The 16151-nt window shown below is 71.5% G+C and carries 19 protein-coding genes and 1 tRNA gene; 9 read left to right on the forward strand and 11 right to left on the reverse strand.

Annotation, left to right across the window (positions count from 1 at the left end; all coding sequences use genetic code 11):
* Positions 1-2: 2 nt before the first annotated feature.
* Both ABZX61_RS47185 and ABZX61_RS47190 read left to right on the forward strand, forming a co-directional pair.
* Positions 3-1832 carry an ABC transporter ATP-binding protein gene (locus ABZX61_RS47185; protein ID WP_355204889.1) on the forward strand — a complete coding sequence of 610 codons (1830 nt, stop codon included), beginning with the start codon at positions 3-5 and terminating at the stop codon, positions 1830-1832.
* Positions 1829-2251: a S26 family signal peptidase gene (locus ABZX61_RS47190; protein ID WP_355204892.1), complete on the forward strand. Its 423-nt coding sequence runs from the start codon at positions 1829-1831 to the stop codon at positions 2249-2251. Before ABZX61_RS47185 ends, ABZX61_RS47190 begins: the two co-directional genes overlap by 4 nt.
* On the opposite strand, the gene ABZX61_RS47195 is transcribed toward ABZX61_RS47190, so the two are convergent.
* Complete coding sequence (locus ABZX61_RS47195; protein WP_355204895.1) at positions 2235-3974, reverse strand: BTAD domain-containing putative transcriptional regulator; 1740 nt, start codon at positions 3972-3974, stop codon at positions 2235-2237. The genes ABZX61_RS47190 and ABZX61_RS47195 overlap by 17 nt on opposite strands.
* Positions 3975-4137: 163 nt before the next feature.
* Here ABZX61_RS47195 and ABZX61_RS47200 point away from each other — a divergent pair, with 163 nt between their 5' ends.
* Together ABZX61_RS47200 and ABZX61_RS47205 are read left to right on the forward strand one after the other, a co-directional pair.
* Entirely contained in the window at positions 4138-4317 is a 180-nt protein-coding gene (locus ABZX61_RS47200) for a hypothetical protein (RefSeq protein ID WP_350740609.1), read from the forward strand.
* A 123-nt stretch (positions 4318-4440) separates the two neighbouring features.
* Positions 4441-5523 (forward strand): pentapeptide repeat-containing protein, encoded by a 1083-nt coding sequence (locus ABZX61_RS47205; RefSeq protein ID WP_355204898.1) that lies wholly within the window; start codon positions 4441-4443, stop codon positions 5521-5523.
* 83 nt (positions 5524-5606) lie between these two features.
* Here the strand turns inward: ABZX61_RS47205 and ABZX61_RS47210 are convergent.
* Positions 5607-5679, reverse strand: a tRNA-Ala gene (locus ABZX61_RS47210).
* 75 nt (positions 5680-5754) lie between these two features.
* Between ABZX61_RS47210 and ABZX61_RS47215 the strand changes: the two genes are divergently transcribed.
* A complete protein-coding gene (locus tag ABZX61_RS47215; protein WP_355204901.1) occupies positions 5755-6645 on the forward strand; it encodes an RNA polymerase sigma-70 factor in 891 nt (296 codons plus the stop codon).
* An 11-nt stretch (positions 6646-6656) separates the two neighbouring features.
* Here the strand turns inward: ABZX61_RS47215 and ABZX61_RS47220 are convergent, their stop codons facing one another.
* From ABZX61_RS47220 to ABZX61_RS47250, 7 genes are all read right to left on the reverse strand, one after another.
* Positions 6657-7187 carry a Clp protease N-terminal domain-containing protein gene (locus ABZX61_RS47220; RefSeq protein WP_355204904.1) on the reverse strand — a complete coding sequence of 177 codons (531 nt, stop codon included), beginning with the start codon at positions 7185-7187 and terminating at the stop codon, positions 6657-6659.
* A gap of 4 nt (positions 7188-7191) precedes the next feature.
* Positions 7192-7407 carry a helix-turn-helix domain-containing protein gene (locus ABZX61_RS47225; RefSeq protein WP_350740620.1) on the reverse strand — a complete coding sequence of 72 codons (216 nt, stop codon included), beginning with the start codon at positions 7405-7407 and terminating at the stop codon, positions 7192-7194.
* Positions 7408-7545: 138 nt separating this feature from the next.
* A complete protein-coding gene (locus tag ABZX61_RS47230) occupies positions 7546-8376 on the reverse strand; it encodes a metal-dependent hydrolase (protein ID WP_355204907.1) in 831 nt (276 codons plus the stop codon).
* The gene (locus ABZX61_RS47235) at positions 8373-9602 is read right to left on the reverse strand and encodes an MFS transporter (RefSeq protein WP_355204910.1); all 1230 of its coding nucleotides are present in this window, start codon (positions 9600-9602) and stop codon (positions 8373-8375) included. The genes ABZX61_RS47230 and ABZX61_RS47235 overlap by 4 nt, the downstream gene beginning before the upstream one ends.
* A 139-nt stretch (positions 9603-9741) precedes the next feature.
* Entirely contained in the window at positions 9742-10122 is a 381-nt protein-coding gene (locus ABZX61_RS47240; RefSeq protein ID WP_355204913.1) for a hypothetical protein, read from the reverse strand.
* Complete coding sequence (locus ABZX61_RS47245) at positions 10119-10481, reverse strand: hypothetical protein (protein ID WP_350740632.1); 363 nt, start codon at positions 10479-10481, stop codon at positions 10119-10121. The genes ABZX61_RS47240 and ABZX61_RS47245 overlap by 4 nt, the downstream gene beginning before the upstream one ends.
* Positions 10482-10547: 66 nt before the next feature.
* Complete coding sequence (locus tag ABZX61_RS47250) at positions 10548-11237, reverse strand: TetR/AcrR family transcriptional regulator C-terminal domain-containing protein (protein ID WP_355204917.1); 690 nt, start codon at positions 11235-11237, stop codon at positions 10548-10550.
* 43 nt (positions 11238-11280) lie between these two features.
* Between ABZX61_RS47250 and ABZX61_RS47255 the strand changes: the two genes are divergently transcribed.
* Positions 11281-12636 (forward strand): DHA2 family efflux MFS transporter permease subunit, encoded by a 1356-nt coding sequence (locus tag ABZX61_RS47255; protein ID WP_355204920.1) that lies wholly within the window; start codon positions 11281-11283, stop codon positions 12634-12636.
* Positions 12606-13100, forward strand: a complete 495-nt coding sequence (locus ABZX61_RS47260) for a DUF523 domain-containing protein (protein WP_350740641.1) — start codon at positions 12606-12608, stop codon at positions 13098-13100. The genes ABZX61_RS47255 and ABZX61_RS47260 overlap by 31 nt, the downstream gene beginning before the upstream one ends.
* Here the strand turns inward: ABZX61_RS47260 and ABZX61_RS47265 are convergent.
* On the reverse strand, positions 13045-13479 hold the full coding sequence (locus ABZX61_RS47265) for a hypothetical protein (protein ID WP_355204923.1): 435 nt from the start codon (positions 13477-13479) through the stop codon (positions 13045-13047). The genes ABZX61_RS47260 and ABZX61_RS47265 overlap by 56 nt on opposite strands.
* A gap of 94 nt (positions 13480-13573) precedes the next feature.
* On the reverse strand, positions 13574-14077 hold the full coding sequence (locus tag ABZX61_RS47270) for a hypothetical protein (protein ID WP_355204926.1): 504 nt from the start codon (positions 14075-14077) through the stop codon (positions 13574-13576).
* Between the two features lie 39 nt (positions 14078-14116).
* Here ABZX61_RS47270 and ABZX61_RS47275 point away from each other — a divergent pair, with 39 nt between their 5' ends.
* Positions 14117-14794, forward strand: a complete 678-nt coding sequence (locus ABZX61_RS47275) for a response regulator transcription factor (RefSeq protein ID WP_355204929.1) — start codon at positions 14117-14119, stop codon at positions 14792-14794.
* Positions 14795-14831: 37 nt separating this feature from the next.
* Positions 14832-16130 carry a HAMP domain-containing sensor histidine kinase gene (locus ABZX61_RS47280; RefSeq protein ID WP_355204932.1) on the forward strand — a complete coding sequence of 433 codons (1299 nt, stop codon included), beginning with the start codon at positions 14832-14834 and terminating at the stop codon, positions 16128-16130.
* The last annotated feature ends 21 nt before the right edge of the window (positions 16131-16151 follow it).

A 16151-nucleotide genomic window follows, 5' to 3' on the forward strand; every position in this document is an offset into this window, starting at 1 on the left:
CGGTGCGGCTGCCTCGTCTGGGGGGTGTCGGCCACGCCCTCGGCCTGGCCTGGCGGGCCGGGCCGGCGACGTTGCTGGTGTACGTGGGCCTCACCGTGGTGAGCGGCGCCGTCCCCGTCGCCGTCTCGTGGCTGACGAAGCTGATCCTGGACCAGATCGCCACCGGCCACGCCGACGCGACGACGCTGACCGGTCTCGGCGCCGGATTGGCGGCCGCGGGAGCCGTCGTCACCGTCCTGCCGCGTGCCGCCCAATATGTCACCGAGGAGCTGGGCCGCTCCGTGGCGCTGCTGGCCGATGATCGCCTGTACGCGGTGGTCAACTCCTTCGCCGGGCTCGGGCGCTTCGAGGATCCCGCCTTCCTGGACCGGCTGCGCATGGCCAAACAGTCGGGCGGGGTCGCCCCGGGGCGGGTCGTCGCCGCGGTGCTCTCCCTCGTCCAGGCGGCGATCAGCGTCGCCGGCTTTCTGGGCTCGCTCATCGTCATCAGTCCCCTGATGGTCGTAGCGGTGCTCATGGGAGCGGTTCCGATGACGATCGCCGAATTCCTGCTGTCCCGGCGGCGGGCCCAGATGTTCTGGCACATCGGGCCGCTGCAGAGGCGGGAGATCTTCTTCGGGGACCTGCTCGGGAGCGTGGACGCGGCCAAGGAGGTGCGGTTGTTCGGCATCGGCGGTCACCTGCGCGGCCTGATGCGCGCCGACAGGCTTTCCGCGAACGCCGCCGAGCGGCGCACCGGCAGACGGGAAATGCTCACGCAGGGCGGCCTCGGCCTGGTCAGCGCGACGGTGTCCGGCGCCGGCCTCGTCTGGGCCGTCCGGGCAGCCGGCTCGGGGCAGCTTTCCGTGGGCGACGTCACGATGTTCGCGGCCGCGGTGGCGGGCGTGGGGCTCGCGCTCGGACGCCTGGTCACCGAGGTCGCGGGGGCTCATTTCCAGCTCCTGATGTTCGACCATTATCGGGCCGTCGTGAATGCCGGACCCGACCTCCCCGCGCCATCGCGCCGGCGTCCGCTGGCGGGGCTGCGGCAGGGGATCGAGCTCCGCGACGTCTGGTTCCGGTACTCGCCTGAGCATCCCTGGGCGCTGCGGGGCGTCAACCTGTTCATTCCGTACGGCTCCGTACTCGGACTGGTCGGTGTGAACGGCGCGGGCAAGAGCACGATCGTCAAGCTGTTGTGCCGGTTCTACGACCCCGACCGGGGCGTGATCCTCTGGGACGGCGTGGACATCCGCGAGGTGCCGCCGGAGACGTTGCGGAGCAGGATCAGCGCGGTGTTCCAGGACTTCATGGCCTATGACCTGACGGCCGCGGAGAATGTCGGCCTGGGTGACGTCCGCGCGCTCCAGGACCGGCCCCGCATCGAGGCCGCCGCACGCGACGCGGGCGCCCATTCCCTGCTCGCCGGTCTGCCCGACGGCTACGAGACCCTGCTCTCGCGGCTGTTCTTCAGCGAGGCCGACAAGACCGACGCGAGCACGGGAGTCTATTTGTCCGGCGGGCAGTGGCAGCGCGTCGCGCTCGCCCGTGCGATGCTCCGCGACCAGTGCGACCTGATGATTCTCGACGAACCGAGCTCGGGGCTCGACGCCGACGCCGAACACGAGATCCACCAGCGGCTGCGGCGCTATCGCGCGGGCCGCACGAGCGTGCTCGTGTCCCACCGGCTCGGTGCCATGACGGACGCGAGCGCCATAGCCGTGCTGGAGGACGGGCAGGTGACCGAGTACGGAACCCATGAGGAGCTCCTCACGCTGGGAGGCACCTACGCGCGGCTGTTCACCAGGCAGGCGCGGGGATACCGGGCCGACGAGCAGAGCGTGCCGTCGTGAACGGCTGGATTCTCGCCGTCGTCGGCGGCGCCGTCGCGCTCGGCCTCGCGTACGTCAGGCGGCGGTTCGTCGCCGTGACCATCACCGGCACGAGCATGGCGCCCACCTACAGCGGCGGTGAACGCGTGCTGGTGGTACGCGCCGGAGTCGACCGCCTGCGCCGGGGCGACATCGTCGTGGTGCGGTGGGCGGCGACGGATTCGATCCCGCTGTTGCTGATCAAACGGGTGGCGGGGGTCGCCGGTGACCCCATCCCCGCCGACGTGGCGACCGCCGTCAGCCGGCCCGCGGGCACGCCCATCCCCGCCGGGAAGTTCATCGTGCGGGGCGACAACTCCGACTGGAGCCTGGATTCCCGGACGGTGGGCTTCTTCGACGGCGAGAGCCTGCTCGGGACGACGGTCAAACGCCGGGCATGAGCCTCAAGGCGCCCCGGGACACGGTGGCGATGTCCCGGGCCAGGAGCCGGGGCAGCTCCGTCATCCGGTAGCGGTCACGCGCGTGGAAATCGAGCAGCTCCATCTCGACCAGCCGATCCAGTGCCCGGCTGATTCTCCTGACAGGCGCATGAAGCCTCCGGGCGGCCTCCGCCGCGCTGATCTCCGCGGCGGGAAGCGAGCCGGCCTGCCGGAACACCTCGATGGCGAGCCGATCCATCGGGTGCTCACTTGCCATGAGGTGCTCGACCTGCGCGTACATGCTGGCCCGCATCGACAGGTCACCGGTCTGGAGCTCGTCGAGCCGGTGCCGGTCGTCGGCCAGCCGCTCCAGCAGCTCGCGGACGGACCAGCCGGGATGCGCGACCAGTCGGGCGGCGACGATGCGCAGCGCGAGCGGTAGCCGGTCGCACAGCCGTACCACCTCGGCGGCGGCGCCGGGATCTTCCCGCAGCCTTTCCGGATCGACATGGTGCGCCAGGAACGCCAGCGCTTCCTGCCGTCCCAGCCTGTCCAGCCGAAGGTGCAGCGCGCCGTCCAGCGTCGTGAGCATCGGACAGCTCGTGACGAGGAACGTGCAGAGTCGGGCGGCCGCGAGGAACGGACGGACGTGCGCGACCTCGGGCGCGTTGTCCAGCACCACGAGCATGCGGCCTTCCGCCAGGAGCGACCGGTATCGCGCGAGGGCGGTATCGGCATCGCTCACGGGCCGGCGGCGCGGTCGCAGGTCCACGTACAGCTGGCCGTCCGGATAGCAATCCGCGATCAGGTGGGCGGCGTGCAGGGCCAACGAGGACTTGCCGGCTCCCGCTGGGCCGTGCACCACCACCACACCGGCGGCGGCGCCGAGTCGCCGGGTGAGAAAGGAGAGTTCCGGCTCGCGACCGACGATGACCGGCTTCCGCGGTAGCCGGCACGGCGGGGAGGCCGAGGCGACCGCGCGGGGCGGGCGCAGGTCCCGGCGCAGGATCGCCTGGTGGAGGCGCCGCAGGTCCTCGCCGGGCTCGATGCCCAGGGACCCGGTGATCGCGATGCGGGCCTGCTCGTACGCGTCGAGCGCCCCGGCGACGTCGTGGTCGGCGTACAGAGCACGCATCAGCAGCGCCCACGCCCGCTCCCGCAGCGGCAGCTCCGTGACGAGCGAACGAAGAGGCCAGATGGCGGGTGCCGGCCGGCCGAGCAGCAGGAGCGCTTCGCAGCGGTCCTCCTGGACCGCTCGGCGCTGCTCGTCGATCGCGACCTCGCGGGCGGCGATGACCGGCCCGTGGGGGACGTCCTCCAGCAGCCGCCCGCGCCACAGGGCGAGCGCCGTTTCGCATTGCCGCAGGGCTTCCTCGGCGCGTCCCTTTTCGAGCGCCGCGCGACCGGACGAGGCCTTGTCCTCGAACGCCTTCAGGTCGAGTTCGGCTGTATCGACCCGCAGTTGATAGCCGAGCGGCCGGACGACCAGGCGATCTCGCTCCGCCGCCGGAAACGCGGCTCGAAGCCGCGCCGCATAAGTACGGAGATTGGCGATGGCGGATTTGGGGGGAGCCGATCCCCACAATTCCTCGGTGATCTCGTGAAGCGGGGCAAGCGAGTTGGCCCGCACCAGCAGAAGGGACGTGAGTGTGCGTTGTTTCGGGGCTCCCGGCCTGAGCAACCGCCCATTCGCCCGTATCGCCAGCCCGCCCAGCACCGTGAATTCCATTGAACCAGGGGTCATCACCTCGAATCCTCGGAAACGAAAAGGCCCGCAACAAGGTCAGCCACCGGACATTGAGCGGACATTTCCCGAAGGGCACGCATACACATTCGTGTATCAGCCCTATCGGCAGCACCCCTACGGTCGAATCCGAACACATCCGCGCCGTACCTGGAGGTACACCATGAACAGATTGTTCGGCAAGGTCAGTGACGCGATGCTGGGACTGCTGGTCCCCAGGAAGGAGGCCCACGCCCTGCCCGCGACGTGGATCGGGTGCTGCGACTCCTGCATGTGCATCTACCGGTACGACGACGGCCACACGAGTTGCCTTCGCTGCTCCTGCCAGATGTGCGGCGCCTAACCGTAACCACGGGCCACGAATAGGTCGCATGGCCGGACGCCCGCGGAATCGGCCAGGCAGGCGTCCGGCCACGCGTGCGGCAGACCATCCCCACGTTGGCCCTTGTCGGGCTTTACTTGCTTCATGCAGCGCATGCGCACGCTCGCGGGCTGGTTGATCGAAGGTCTTGAGCGCACCTTCTCCGACGGCCGGGACCCGTCGATCAAGGGGGTGTCCCGCGCGGAGTTCGAGGCGCTGCCCGTGAAGGAGCGCATCGAGATCAGGGCGCTCGCCACGCAGAACAGAATGCAGTTGCTCTCCACGTCAGGGGTGCTGCTGGGGCTGCTGTTCACGGCGGCGGGGCTGTTCTACACCGCCCGCTCGCTCGACACCACCCAGGAAGGCCAGATCACCGAGCGCTACACGCGGGCCATCGAGCAGATCGGCTCGGACACGCTGGAGGGGAGGGTCGGCGCGATCTACGCCCTGGAGAGGATCTCCCGCGACTCGCCGCGCGATCAGCGGACCGTCGTGGACGTGCTCGCCACGTACGTACGCGAGCGCTCCCCGAAGAAGGCCAAGGAGAAGGAGCCGCGCATCCCGGCGGACATCCAGGCGGCGCTCGCGGTGATCGCCAGGAACAAGCCCGCCGGCACGTCGCCGCCGACAGGGCCGCCGTGGTCCGCGCAGCACTGGGTGAACCTGTCGGGCATCCGCGCCACGGCCCTGACGCTGGTCGACGCCGACCTGTCCGGCGCGGACCTCACCTACACCGACTTCGGCCACCGCGAATACATAAAGCAGGCAGACGGCTCCATCACGTGGGTTCGCAGTTTCCTCGACCACGCGAACCTCTCCTACGCGGACGTGGGCTACTCGACCTGGATCCGGGTGTCCTTGTCCGGGGCGAACCTCACCGGGGCGAACTTCGCCGGGTCCGACCTGACGAACATCGACCTCAGCGGGGCGCGGCTTCCCGGCGCGAATCTCGTCAGCGCGAAGGTCCGGTACGCGGACCTGGACGGTGCCGACCTCACGGGCGTCGACCTGGGCGGCGTCGACTTCACGGGCACCCACTTCCGTGGGGCCGACCTCACCGGCGCGAAATGGCCCAGCGGCCAGGGGAAGATCGACCTGCGCGGCGCCGACCTCAGCGGAGCCAAGGGCGTCCCGTCAGAAGACGTCCTGAAGAAGATCGCGCTGATGGACGACAAGACCCGGCTCTGACCGGCATCCGGCGCGCGTCCCCAGACGCGGAACCGCCCCCGACCTTGAGCCGTTTCGGCAGGTCAGAGGCGGTCTGATGAGGGTGGAGCTATGGGGATTCGAACCCCAGACCTCCTCCATGCCATGGAGGCGCGCTACCAACTGCGCCATAGCCCCTTGCGATCACCAAGTGTATCGGAGATCGGGAGCCCCTGTGTCACACCGAGAGCCCTGTGATACGTCTATGGTTTCATGCCGACCTTTGAAGACCACCGAAGCCTGCTGACCGGGGTCGCGTACCGGATCCTGGGCAGTGCCGCCGACGCCGAGGACGTCGTGCAGGAGGCGTGGTTGCGCTGGTCGGGGGTGGACGAGACGACCGTTGAAGAGCCCAAGGCGTACCTGGTCAGGGTGACCTCGCGGCTGGCCATCGATCGGCTGCGGTGGGCGAAGTCGCGGCGGGAGTCGTACGTGGGGCCGTGGCTGCCCGAGCCGATCAGCACGGCGCCCGACGTCGCCGAGCACGCCGAGCTGGCCGAGTCGGTGGAGCTGGCGCTGCTCCTGGTGCTGGAGACGCTGTCGCCGCTCGAACGGGCCGTGTTCGTGCTGCGGGAGGCGTTCGACCTGCCGTTCTCCGAGATCGCGGAGATCATCGGGCGGGCCGAGCCGGCGACCAGGCAGCTCGCGCGGCGGGCGCGGGACCACGTGCGGGACAGGCGGCCCCGGTTCGACGTGGACAGGCAGGAGCGGCGGCGGATCACCGAGCGGTTCATCAGCGCCTCCGCCGAGGGCGACCTCGACGGGCTGATCGAGCTGTTCGCGAGTGAGGTCACGATGGTCAGCGACGGCGGCGGCAAGGCCCGGGCCGCGCTGCGGGTCATCACCGGCGCCGACAACGTCAGCCGCTGGCTGCTGTCGATCAACACCCCCGCCAACATCGCGGCCTTCATGGCCTCGATCGGCATGGCGGGGATCTCCGACCTGTCCATCGGGCTGGCGACCATGAACAACGCCCCCGCGATGGTCATCTCCGCGGGTGGACGGGTGATCACGGTCGCCTCGCTGCTGATCTCGGACGGCAAGATCGACACGATCTACCTCATCGCGAATCCCGAGAAGATCGCGCACCTGGAGCCCGTCTGACGCCGCTGCGATCAGGCCGTGCGCCGGGTGGGGACGCGGGCCTCGCGGATCAGCGCGGCCAGGTCCACCCCGGCGTCCCGGAGGATCGCGGCGGCGCCGTTCGCGTGGTCGGCGAGCAGTCCCCACAGCAGGTCCTCACCCGTGACCGGCCCGGGGCGCCACATGGCGACCTCGATCGCCTTCCTGGAGTGCATGGCCAGGGGGATCTCCCCCAGCGGCCCGTACAGGGTCACCCGCAGCGGGCGCACCCGGGACCGGCGCAGGCTCCACAGCCCGGGCGCGTCCAGGCCCGCCCTGGTGCGCCGGTGCACGGCGTCGAGGTCGATCCCCAACGTGGCCAGCAGTGACCGCGCGTCGCGCACGTCCACCCGCGCCCGCACGTCGGCCTCGGAGGCGGTGAACGCCGCCAGCGAGAACGGCCGGACCTCGACCACCCCCAGCAGCAGCACATCGGCGCCGAGCGCGGGCCGGCCCGCGTCGAGCGCGAGTATCCCGGCCTTGACCACGGCCCTGCGGGCCCCCTCGGTGAACCTGGCGAACACGCGGCTACCTCCCCGTCCTGCGAGCATGCTTGCGATGAGCCGACTGCCGCCGAACGCCCAGCGCGTCGGCGATCTGCTCCCACGACCAGCCCTGGGCGCGGGCGTTCGACACGTGCGTCGCCTCCAGCTCCTCCAGCAGGCCCCTGAGCGCGGCCACGGCCGCCAGCCCCACTCCGGGATCGCGATCGGCGGCCGCCTCGGCCAGCTCGGTGACTTCCATGGTGTCAGCATGTGCTGACAAGCACCCGCTTGTCAACACATGCTGACACAACGATCAGAGCCGCTCGGGGCAGCGTGGCGGCCGCCTGCGGGGACGTCTGGACGCGGGTGCTCGCCTTCCCGGCGAGCCGCTGATCGGCTAGCTCGGGGCGCCGCAGGTGGTGCGCATGGTCAGGGCGGCCTCTTCCAGCGAGAACGCGACCTCGACCCGTCCCAGCTCGGCCGTGCTCCCCACGTGGGTGCCGCCGCACGGGATGGACGCCTCGCCCTCCGGCAGCGAGCAGTGCCACGTGCGGCGGGCGGTCAGCCCCGGCCCCGGAATGTCCAGCCGGACCGGCGCGTCAGCGGCCACCCACGCGGCGAGCTGCTCGTTCGCGTGCTGGGCGACCTTTTCGAAGTCCAGGCCCTCGGCGGAGAACCCCTTCTTGCGCAACGACTTGCCCAGACGGTAGACGTCCACGCTGCCGTACGGCTCGATCCGCGACGAGACGATCGCCCTCTGGTCGAAGTCGGGGTGCCCGAGCGGGTCGGGCGTGGCCTCCTTGCGCCAGTGGCCGGCCAGGGCCGCGTTCACGGCGAGCGCGGCCAGGTGGCAGGCGGTGTGACCCGCCGAGAGCGCCGCCCGGAATCCGGCGTCCACCTCGAGCTCGGCCTCCGCCCCGACGGGCAGCGGCGTCTCGGTGCTGTGGACGACCAGCCATTCCCAGCCCTCCGTGCCGCGCCGTACCGGGATGGCATCGCCGACGAAGACCTCGCCGGTGCTCGACTGGGCCCCTGTGACGCAGTCGATGACCGGCAGGCCTCCGATCGTGCCCCGGTCTGCGGGCTGGTCGGGCCAGGTGTGGTCAAGGGGGTGGAACGGCGTCTCGGCGACGACGAGACCGTGCCGGTCCCCCACCGGCACGGCCCCGACGATCTCGGAACGGCCGCTGGTCCGGCCGTCGGGAAAGGTGACGATGGTGGACTTCATCCGGTCATTCTCGCAGGGACCGCCTGCTCGTCCTCCAGGTAGCGGTTGCGGCCCGCGTACAGGCCGGTGAACAGCTGCACGACGAGCACCACGAAGATCAGCATGTACGGCAGCGTCCATCCGCCGGTCACGTCGCGCAGCACGCCGACCAGCAGCGGACCGGCACCGGCGATGAGGTATCCCGCGCTCTGCCCGAACGCCGACAGCGCGGCCGTGGCCTCCGCCGTACGGGTGCGCAGGGCCAGCATCATCAGCGCCAGCGGGAACGACCCCATGCCCACCGCCACCAGCGTGACCCAGAGCAGCGCCAGGTCGGCCGGCCCGGCCCACAGCCCCAGGAACCCGGCCGCGTAGAACGCGACGAGCCCGACCACGGCGGGACGCTGGTCGCGGAAGCGGGAGGCGACCATGGGGACGACGATCGAGACCGGGATGTTCAGCGCCGTGAACACGCCGAGGATCACCCCGGCCTCCGACGTGCTGAAGCCGCTGTCGGTGAGCATGGTGGCGAGCCAGCCGAACATCATGTACGCGATCATCGACTGGGTGCCGAAGTAGATCGCGATCATCCACGCCAGCTTGCTGCCGAGCAGGCGGCGGAGGCCCGCGTCCCGGCTGCCCGCGTCCCGCTCCGGCTCACTGCGCAGGAGCGCGAGCCACGGAATGGCGGCGACGGCGGCCAGGGCCGCCCACACGCCGAGCGCGATGTGCCAGTCGCCCGACGCGCGCTCGATCGGCACGGTAGCGGCGGCGGCCAGCATGGTGCCGACCGCCAGGGCCGTGGTGTAGACGGTGGTCATGATCCCGGTGCGGGCCGGGAAGTGGCGCTTGATCAGCGTGGGGATGAGCACGTTGCCGACCGCGCCACCGGAGAGCGCCACGGCGCTGCTCAGCAGGAACACGGGGGCGGAGCCGACGAGCGACCTGACCAGCATGCCGACGCCCAGCGTGACGAGGGCGAGCAGGAGCAGGCGGTGCTCGCCGACGTGGCGGGCCAGGGTGGGCGTGATCGCACCCACGCTGGCGAAGGCGAGGACGGGGAGGGTGGTGAGCAGGCCGGTGCCGACGCTCGACATGCCCAGCGCGCCGGTCAGCTGGTCGAGGAGGGGGCCGACGCTGGTGACGGCGGTGCGGAGGTTGAGGGCGGCGAGGACGATCCCCAGGACGAGGAGCCAGGCGAGGGGTCCGGTGGTACGGCCTCGTGCCTCTTGGGTCAGCACGCTCATCGGGGGCGGTCCTCCACTCATCAAGTCATAGGACGAATCGCCATCTTAACAGGACCGAAATATGCATTTATTCCTGGCTGTGTCGGTTGCGGGCAGCACGACGACCCAATGGACGGCGCACGCACGGCTCGACCGGGGGTCAGCGTTTGTGGCGCAGCACCCAGTAGAGGCCCACCACCGGAAGCACGAGCGGGATGAACCCGTACCCCTTCCCGTACGCCGACCACACCGTCGCGTCGGGGAAGGCGGCCGCGTCGAGGAGGCTGAGCGTGCCGATGACCAGCACTCCGACCAGCTCGATCCCCAGCCCCACCAGCGCCAGGAGCCGTGCCCCGCGCCAGAGCGCGACGGTGAGGGCGATGTAGACGGCGGCCGCGAAGGCCGACAGCGAGTACGCCAGCGGCGCCTGGTCGAACTTGGAGACGATCTGCACCGCCGCGCGAGCCCCGGCGGCCAGCGAGAACAGCCCGTAGACCGCGATCAGGGCACGTCCGGGCCCGGTGCTGATGGAGGCGGTCACGCGCCCCCCGCCCAGATCTGCAGCATCCGCCCCGTCATCACCGCGATCGCGAACCCCGCCACGACCAGGATCGCCGACCCCCACCTGCTCCGCTCCGCCAGCGCCAGGAACACGCCTGCGGGCGGGATCACCACCTGGCCTCCGACGTAGCCGAAGAGCGTGACCTTCTCGGCGGGCCCCTGCCCCCCGGCCACCGCCGCGATCACGAAGCCCGCCTGCACCAGCACGGCCACCTCGAGCACGGCGAACCCGACCAGCAGCACCATGCCCATCGGCCGGTTGCGGACGGCGACGATCAGGCTCGCCAGCATGAGCAGCAGCGAGACGACGATGACGATCGTGGAGATGACGGTGTTCATCGGGGCTAAGGCTATCCCCAGAGTGTCCCGGTCCCCATTTCGCGGCGGCCGGAAGCGAGGGCGGCGCTACCGCTCCGGGATGGCGCGTTCGATGCCGTCGAGGACCCAGTTGAGGCCGCGTTCGAAGTTGTCGTCCGCCCCGCGTACCCCCTGCTCGATCATCGGCGCGAGCCGCGGGAACTCGCCGCACTCGACCAGCTCCTTGATGTACGGCTCCGCCACGGCCGTCCGCTCCGCCTCGTTGATCCCCTCCGACCGGGGCGCCCCGCGTTCCTGCGCCTCCCGCACCACGAACCCGGTCATGTAGTCGTTGAACACCGCCAGGAACCGCCACCGGGCCAGCCCGTCGAGCCCCAGCCCGTCGAAGGCGGCCAGCTTCTGCTCCACGTGCCGCAGCGCGTTGGGCCCCACGGCCACCCGCTGCGAGATCAGCTCCACCCGCCACGGATGCCGCAGCACCAGCTCGCGCTCCCGCCGCGCCATCAGCAGCAGCGCCTCGCGCCAGGAGGACGGCAGCGGCTCCTCGACGAGCACCTCGGCGCTGACCTCGTCGAGCATCAGCGCGAGCAGGTCCTCCTTGCGCTCGATGTACGAGTACAGCGTCATCGCCCGCGCCTCCAGCTCGGCGGCCACCCGCCGGATCGAGACCGCGGCCAGCCCTTCGGCGTCGGCGACGGCGATGGCGGCGGCCACGATCGCCTCCCGGGTCAGGACCGGGCGGCGGGGCGGCGTGGGACGGGACCAGATCGAACTCACGCCCAGATCTTAGACACTGTACGAAAGTGCTACGGTGTACGACATGCGATACAGCGTACGAAGTTCACTCCGGACAACGGGCCTGGTCGTCCTCCTGGGCGTCGTCATGACGATGCTCGACACCACGATCGTCAACGTCGCGCTCGGCACCCTGGCCCGCGACTTCCACACCACGCTCGCCACCATGCAGTGGGCGGTCACCGGCTACCTGCTGGCCCTGTCGATGACGGTCCCGGTCACCGGCTGGGCCGTGGGCAGGTTCGGCGCCAGGAACGTCTGGCTGGTCTCGCTCGTGCTGTTCGTCGCGGGTTCCGCGCTCACCGCCGCCGCCTGGTCGGTCGGGAGCCTGGTCGCCTTCCGCGCGGTGCAGGGGCTGGGCGGGGGCCTGCTCCTGCCGGTCGGCCAGATGATGCTGGCCAGGGCGGCCGGCCAGGAGCGGATGGGCCGCGCGATGGCCATGATCTCGCTCCCGGCGATGCTGGTGCCGGTGCTCGGGCCGCCGCTGGGCGGGGTGATCGTGGAGGGTCTCGGCTGGCGGTGGCTGTTCCTGATCAACGTGCCGTTCTGCGCGGTGGCGCTGCTGGCGGCGTTCCTGCTGCTCCCCCGCGAACCGGGCGCGAACCCGCAGGGGCTCGACGTGCTGGGTCTCGCGGTGCTCTCGCCCGGCCTGGCCGCGCTGGTCTACGGGCTGTCCGAGATCGGCGACGGAGCCTCCCCGCTGCACCCCGCGCTGTGGATCGGCGTGGCGCTGGTCGCCGCGTTCGCCGTGCGGGCGCTGCGGACGACGGGCACGCTGCTGGATCTGCGGTTGTTCGGGAACAGGCAGTTCGCCGCCGCGGTGGGCGCGCTCGTGTGCTACTCGGCCGCCATGTTCGGCTTCACGGTGCTCGTGCCCCTCTACAGCCAGCTCGCGCAGGGCGGGAGCGCGCTGGAGGCGGGCCTGCTGCTGGCCCCGATGGGGATCGGCGCGGCGATCACGATGCCGGTCGCGGGCAGGCTGACCGACAGCAAGGGGCCGCGCGGCGTCGGCGCGGCGGGCGTGGTCGTGGCGGTGGCGGGCATCGCGGGATTCGCGGCGTTCGGGGGTCTCGTGCCGATGTTCGTCCTGGGGCTCGGGCACGGGCTGGTGTCGGCGTCGGCGATGGCGGCCGCGTTCAAGACGCTGGAGCCGGTCGCCATCCCGGCCGCGACCACGCTGAGCACGATCGCGGTGCGGCTCGCCTCCCCGTTCGGGGTGGCGGTGCTGGCCGTGCTGTTGCAGGTGTTCACCAGGACGGGCGTGGAGCGGCCCTTCACGTACGCGTTCGGCGTCGCGATCGCGCTGGCGGCCGTCTCGCTGGTGCCGATCGCGCTCATAGGATCGAAGGCATGGAGAGGATCCTCGTCAGCGCCTGCCTGATGGGCCGCCGGGTCCGCTACGACGGTCGCGCCAAGACCAGCTCGGACGCCCGGCTCGCCGCGTGGCGCGAGGAGGGGCGGCTGGTGCCGCACTGCCCGGAGGTGTCGGGCGGGCTGCCGATCCCGCGTCCCGCCGCCGAGATCGAGGGCGGCGCGGGCGGGGCGGCCGTCCTGTCCGGGGCCGCCCGCGTGCTGGCGAGCGACGGGTCCGACGTGACGGCCGAGTTCCTGGCGGGCGCGCGGTCGGCGCTGGCCGTGGCGCGCTCGTACGGCATCCGGCTGGCGGTGCTGAAGGAGGGCAGCCCGTCGTGCGGCGCGCTGTCGATCTACGACGGTACGTTCAGCGGCCGGCGCGGCCCCGGCCAGGGCGTCACGACAGCACTGCTGGAGCAGCACGGCATCCGCGTGTTCACCGAGGACCAGGTCGACGAGGCCGCCGACTATCTGCGGACCCTGGAGCCGTGACCCCGCGCACTCTGGACGCGTAGAAGGAGCCCGCCAGCCCGGTGGCGAGCAGGACCGCGATCACGCTGTGATACCAGCTCAGCAGCGTGCTCGCCGGGCCCGCCCCGAGCGCGAGCGACAGGATCCCCATCAGCACCCCGCCGAGCGCGGCCGCATGGCCGTAGATGAGCCCGTCCCAGGCCCACGCGCGTTTGGCGAGCACGCCGTACGCCCCGGCGAACGTGGCCCCGGCGCACAACGTCTCCACGATCGCGGCCGGCACGATCATGGGCTCGCGTACCGGGCCGAACGCGATCCCGGCGTGCAGCAGCCCGAACGAGAGGAAGATCAGCGCGTACAGCAGCGAGAGCCAGCCCAGGGCCCTGCGAAGTGCGTCCATGTGATCCACCCTCGCACCCGGGGCGGGCCGGCGAATCGTCCCCAGGGAGGCGGTGCGGATACCACGCCCGCCGTAGCCCGGCGGCCGCCGCTCGTCAGTACTCCCAGGTGTCGGTGCGCTGCTCGTGGCTGATGCAGAACACCCCCGTGCCGTGCTCGCCCTTGACCAGGTCCACCCTGATCCAGCCGGTCGCGTGGGCGACCTTGGCGGTGTAGCCGCTGACCGGGGTGGCCGACACCAGGCGGCAGCCCTCCGGGCCGAGCGTGAACGCCACCTCGCCGCCCCTCACCTTCACCACCTTCAGCGGCTTCCTCGGCGCGGGACTCTTCGCCGGGCTCTTCACGGGGCTCTCGACCGGGCTCTTGACCGGCTTTCTCGGCGCAGGACTCGGGCGGGGGGTGGCGGTCGGGGTGGGGCTGGGGCTGGTGAGGGTCAGCGGGGCTTCCTCGGCCGCGATCGTCTGGGCGACGAACGGCTCCACGTCCACGTCGTCCACGAACTCGTCCCGCAGCACACCCCGTACGCCGAACCACGAGACCGACACGGCCACCGCGGTCGCCCCGCACCAGATCGCCGCGTATCGAAGGGCTCGACGCATGAGACGAATTATGTACGGTACGTCGGTACGGTTGGGCGCATGGCGACGGTTCTCGTAGTGGAAGACGATGAATTCGTCAGATCAGCGATCATCCACGAGCTCGGCCGGCGCGGGCACGCCGTCCGCAGCGCCGGGTGCGCGCTCGACGCGCTCAGGGAGATCTCGCAGCGCCCGCCGGACGCCGTCGTCCTCGACCTCGGCCTGCCCGACCTGGACGGGTCCGAGGCGTTGCGGATGGTCCGCGGCGTCTCCGACGTGCCGGTCATCGTGGCCACGGCCCGCGACGAGGAGGCCGAGATCGTCCGGCTGTTACGGGCGGGCGCGGACGACTACCTGGTCAAACCGTTCTCCGGTGACCATCTCAGCGCCCGGCTGGACGCCGTGCTGCGCAGGGCCAGGTCCGCGTCCGCGCCCCAGATGTTCCGCGTGGGCGGCCTGGAGGTGGACGTGGGCCGGCGCGAGGCCGCGCTCGACGGCGGTCCGCTCTCGCTGACCAGGCGCGAGTTCGACCTGCTCGCCTACCTCGCCGCCCGGGCCGACCGCGTCGTCACCCGCCAGGAGCTGCTGGCCGAGGTCTGGCGGCAGTCGTACGGCGACGACCAGACGATCGACGTGCACCTGTCGTGGTTGCGGCGCAAGCTCGGCGAGAGCGCCTCCCAGCCGCGCTACCTGCACACCGTCCGGGGCGTCGGCGTGATGTTGTCGGCACCCCGATGAGAGCGCGCGACGAGAGTGCCCCGATGAGAGCATCCCGATGAGGCGCACCCTGGCGGTGCTGATGGTCGCGGTCACCTCGATGGTCGCGCTGGCCTTCCTCGTGCCGCTGGCGCTGATCGTCAAGGAGACCGCGCAGACCAGGGCGCTGGCGGGCGCCGAACGGCAGGCGTCCGCGCTGGTCCCGGTGCTGGCGCTGACGACCAGGAGCGACGACCTCGGGCACGCCATGGCCCGCACCGAGGCAGGGCGGCGCGGCCTGCTGGCCGTCCACGTCAAGGGCGGCGCGACGCAGGGCACCTCCCGCGCGCCGGCCGCCGAGGTGGCCGGGGCCGCCCGCGAGACCAGGGCGAGCACCGTCGAACTGGACGGCGGATACGTGCTGCTGCGCCCGGTCGCGCTGGACGAGGACCGGGGCGCGGTGATCGAGGTGTTCGTCCCGGCCGCCGACCTCAACCGGGGCGTCTTCACGTCATGGGCGGTGCTGACCGGGGTGGCCGTGGCGCTGGTGCTCGGCTCGGTGCTGGTCGGCGACCGGCTCGGGGCGCGGGTCGTACGCTCGGCGCGGCGGCTCGGCACCGCCGCGACCGCGCTGGGAGCCGGTGACCTGAGCGAACGCGTCTACCCCGACGGGCCGCCCGAGCTCAAGGCGGCGGCGACCGCGTTCAACGCCATGGCGAACCGCGTCACCCAGCTCGTGGCCGCCGAGCGGGAGCTGGCCGCAGACCTCTCCCATCGGCTCCGCACCCCGCTCACCGCGCTCAAGCTCAGCCTGGACCAGCTCGGCCCGCAGGCGGAGCCCGGCAGACAGGCGCTGGCCAGGCTGGAGGGCGAGGTGGACACGATCATCGCGGCGGCCCGGCGGCCGTCGCGGGCGGCCAGGTCGTGCGACGCGGCCGAGGTGCTGCGCGAGCGGCTGACGTTCTGGTCGGCGCTGGCGGAGGACCAGCGGCGCCCGTGGGAGCTGGTCGGGGCCACGCTTCCGGTACGGGTGCCCGTACCGGCCGGTGAGCTGACGGCGGTGGTGGACGCGCTGCTCGGGAACGTGTTCAGGCACACGGCGGAGGGCACGGCGTTCGGCGTCACCCTGCACGAGGGCCAGGACACCGTCGGCATCCTGATCGCCGACGCGGGGCCCGGCATCGCGGACCCGGACTCGGCGATGGAGCGGGGCAGCAGCGGCAGCGGGTCCACCGGGCTCGGGCTGGACATCGCGCGCAGGCTCGCCGAGTCGACGGGGGGCCGGCTGCGGCTGGACCGCTCGTCGATGGGCGGGGCCCAGGTGCAGGTGTGGCTGCGTACTGAAATAGCAGCTAAGCCAGCCTTAAAGGACACTTAAGCCCGAAGTTTCGCTCTTTCG

This window comes from Nonomuraea sp. NPDC003709, assembly GCF_040610775.1.
Taxonomy (GTDB): domain Bacteria; phylum Actinomycetota; class Actinomycetes; order Streptosporangiales; family Streptosporangiaceae; genus Nonomuraea; species Nonomuraea angiospora_A.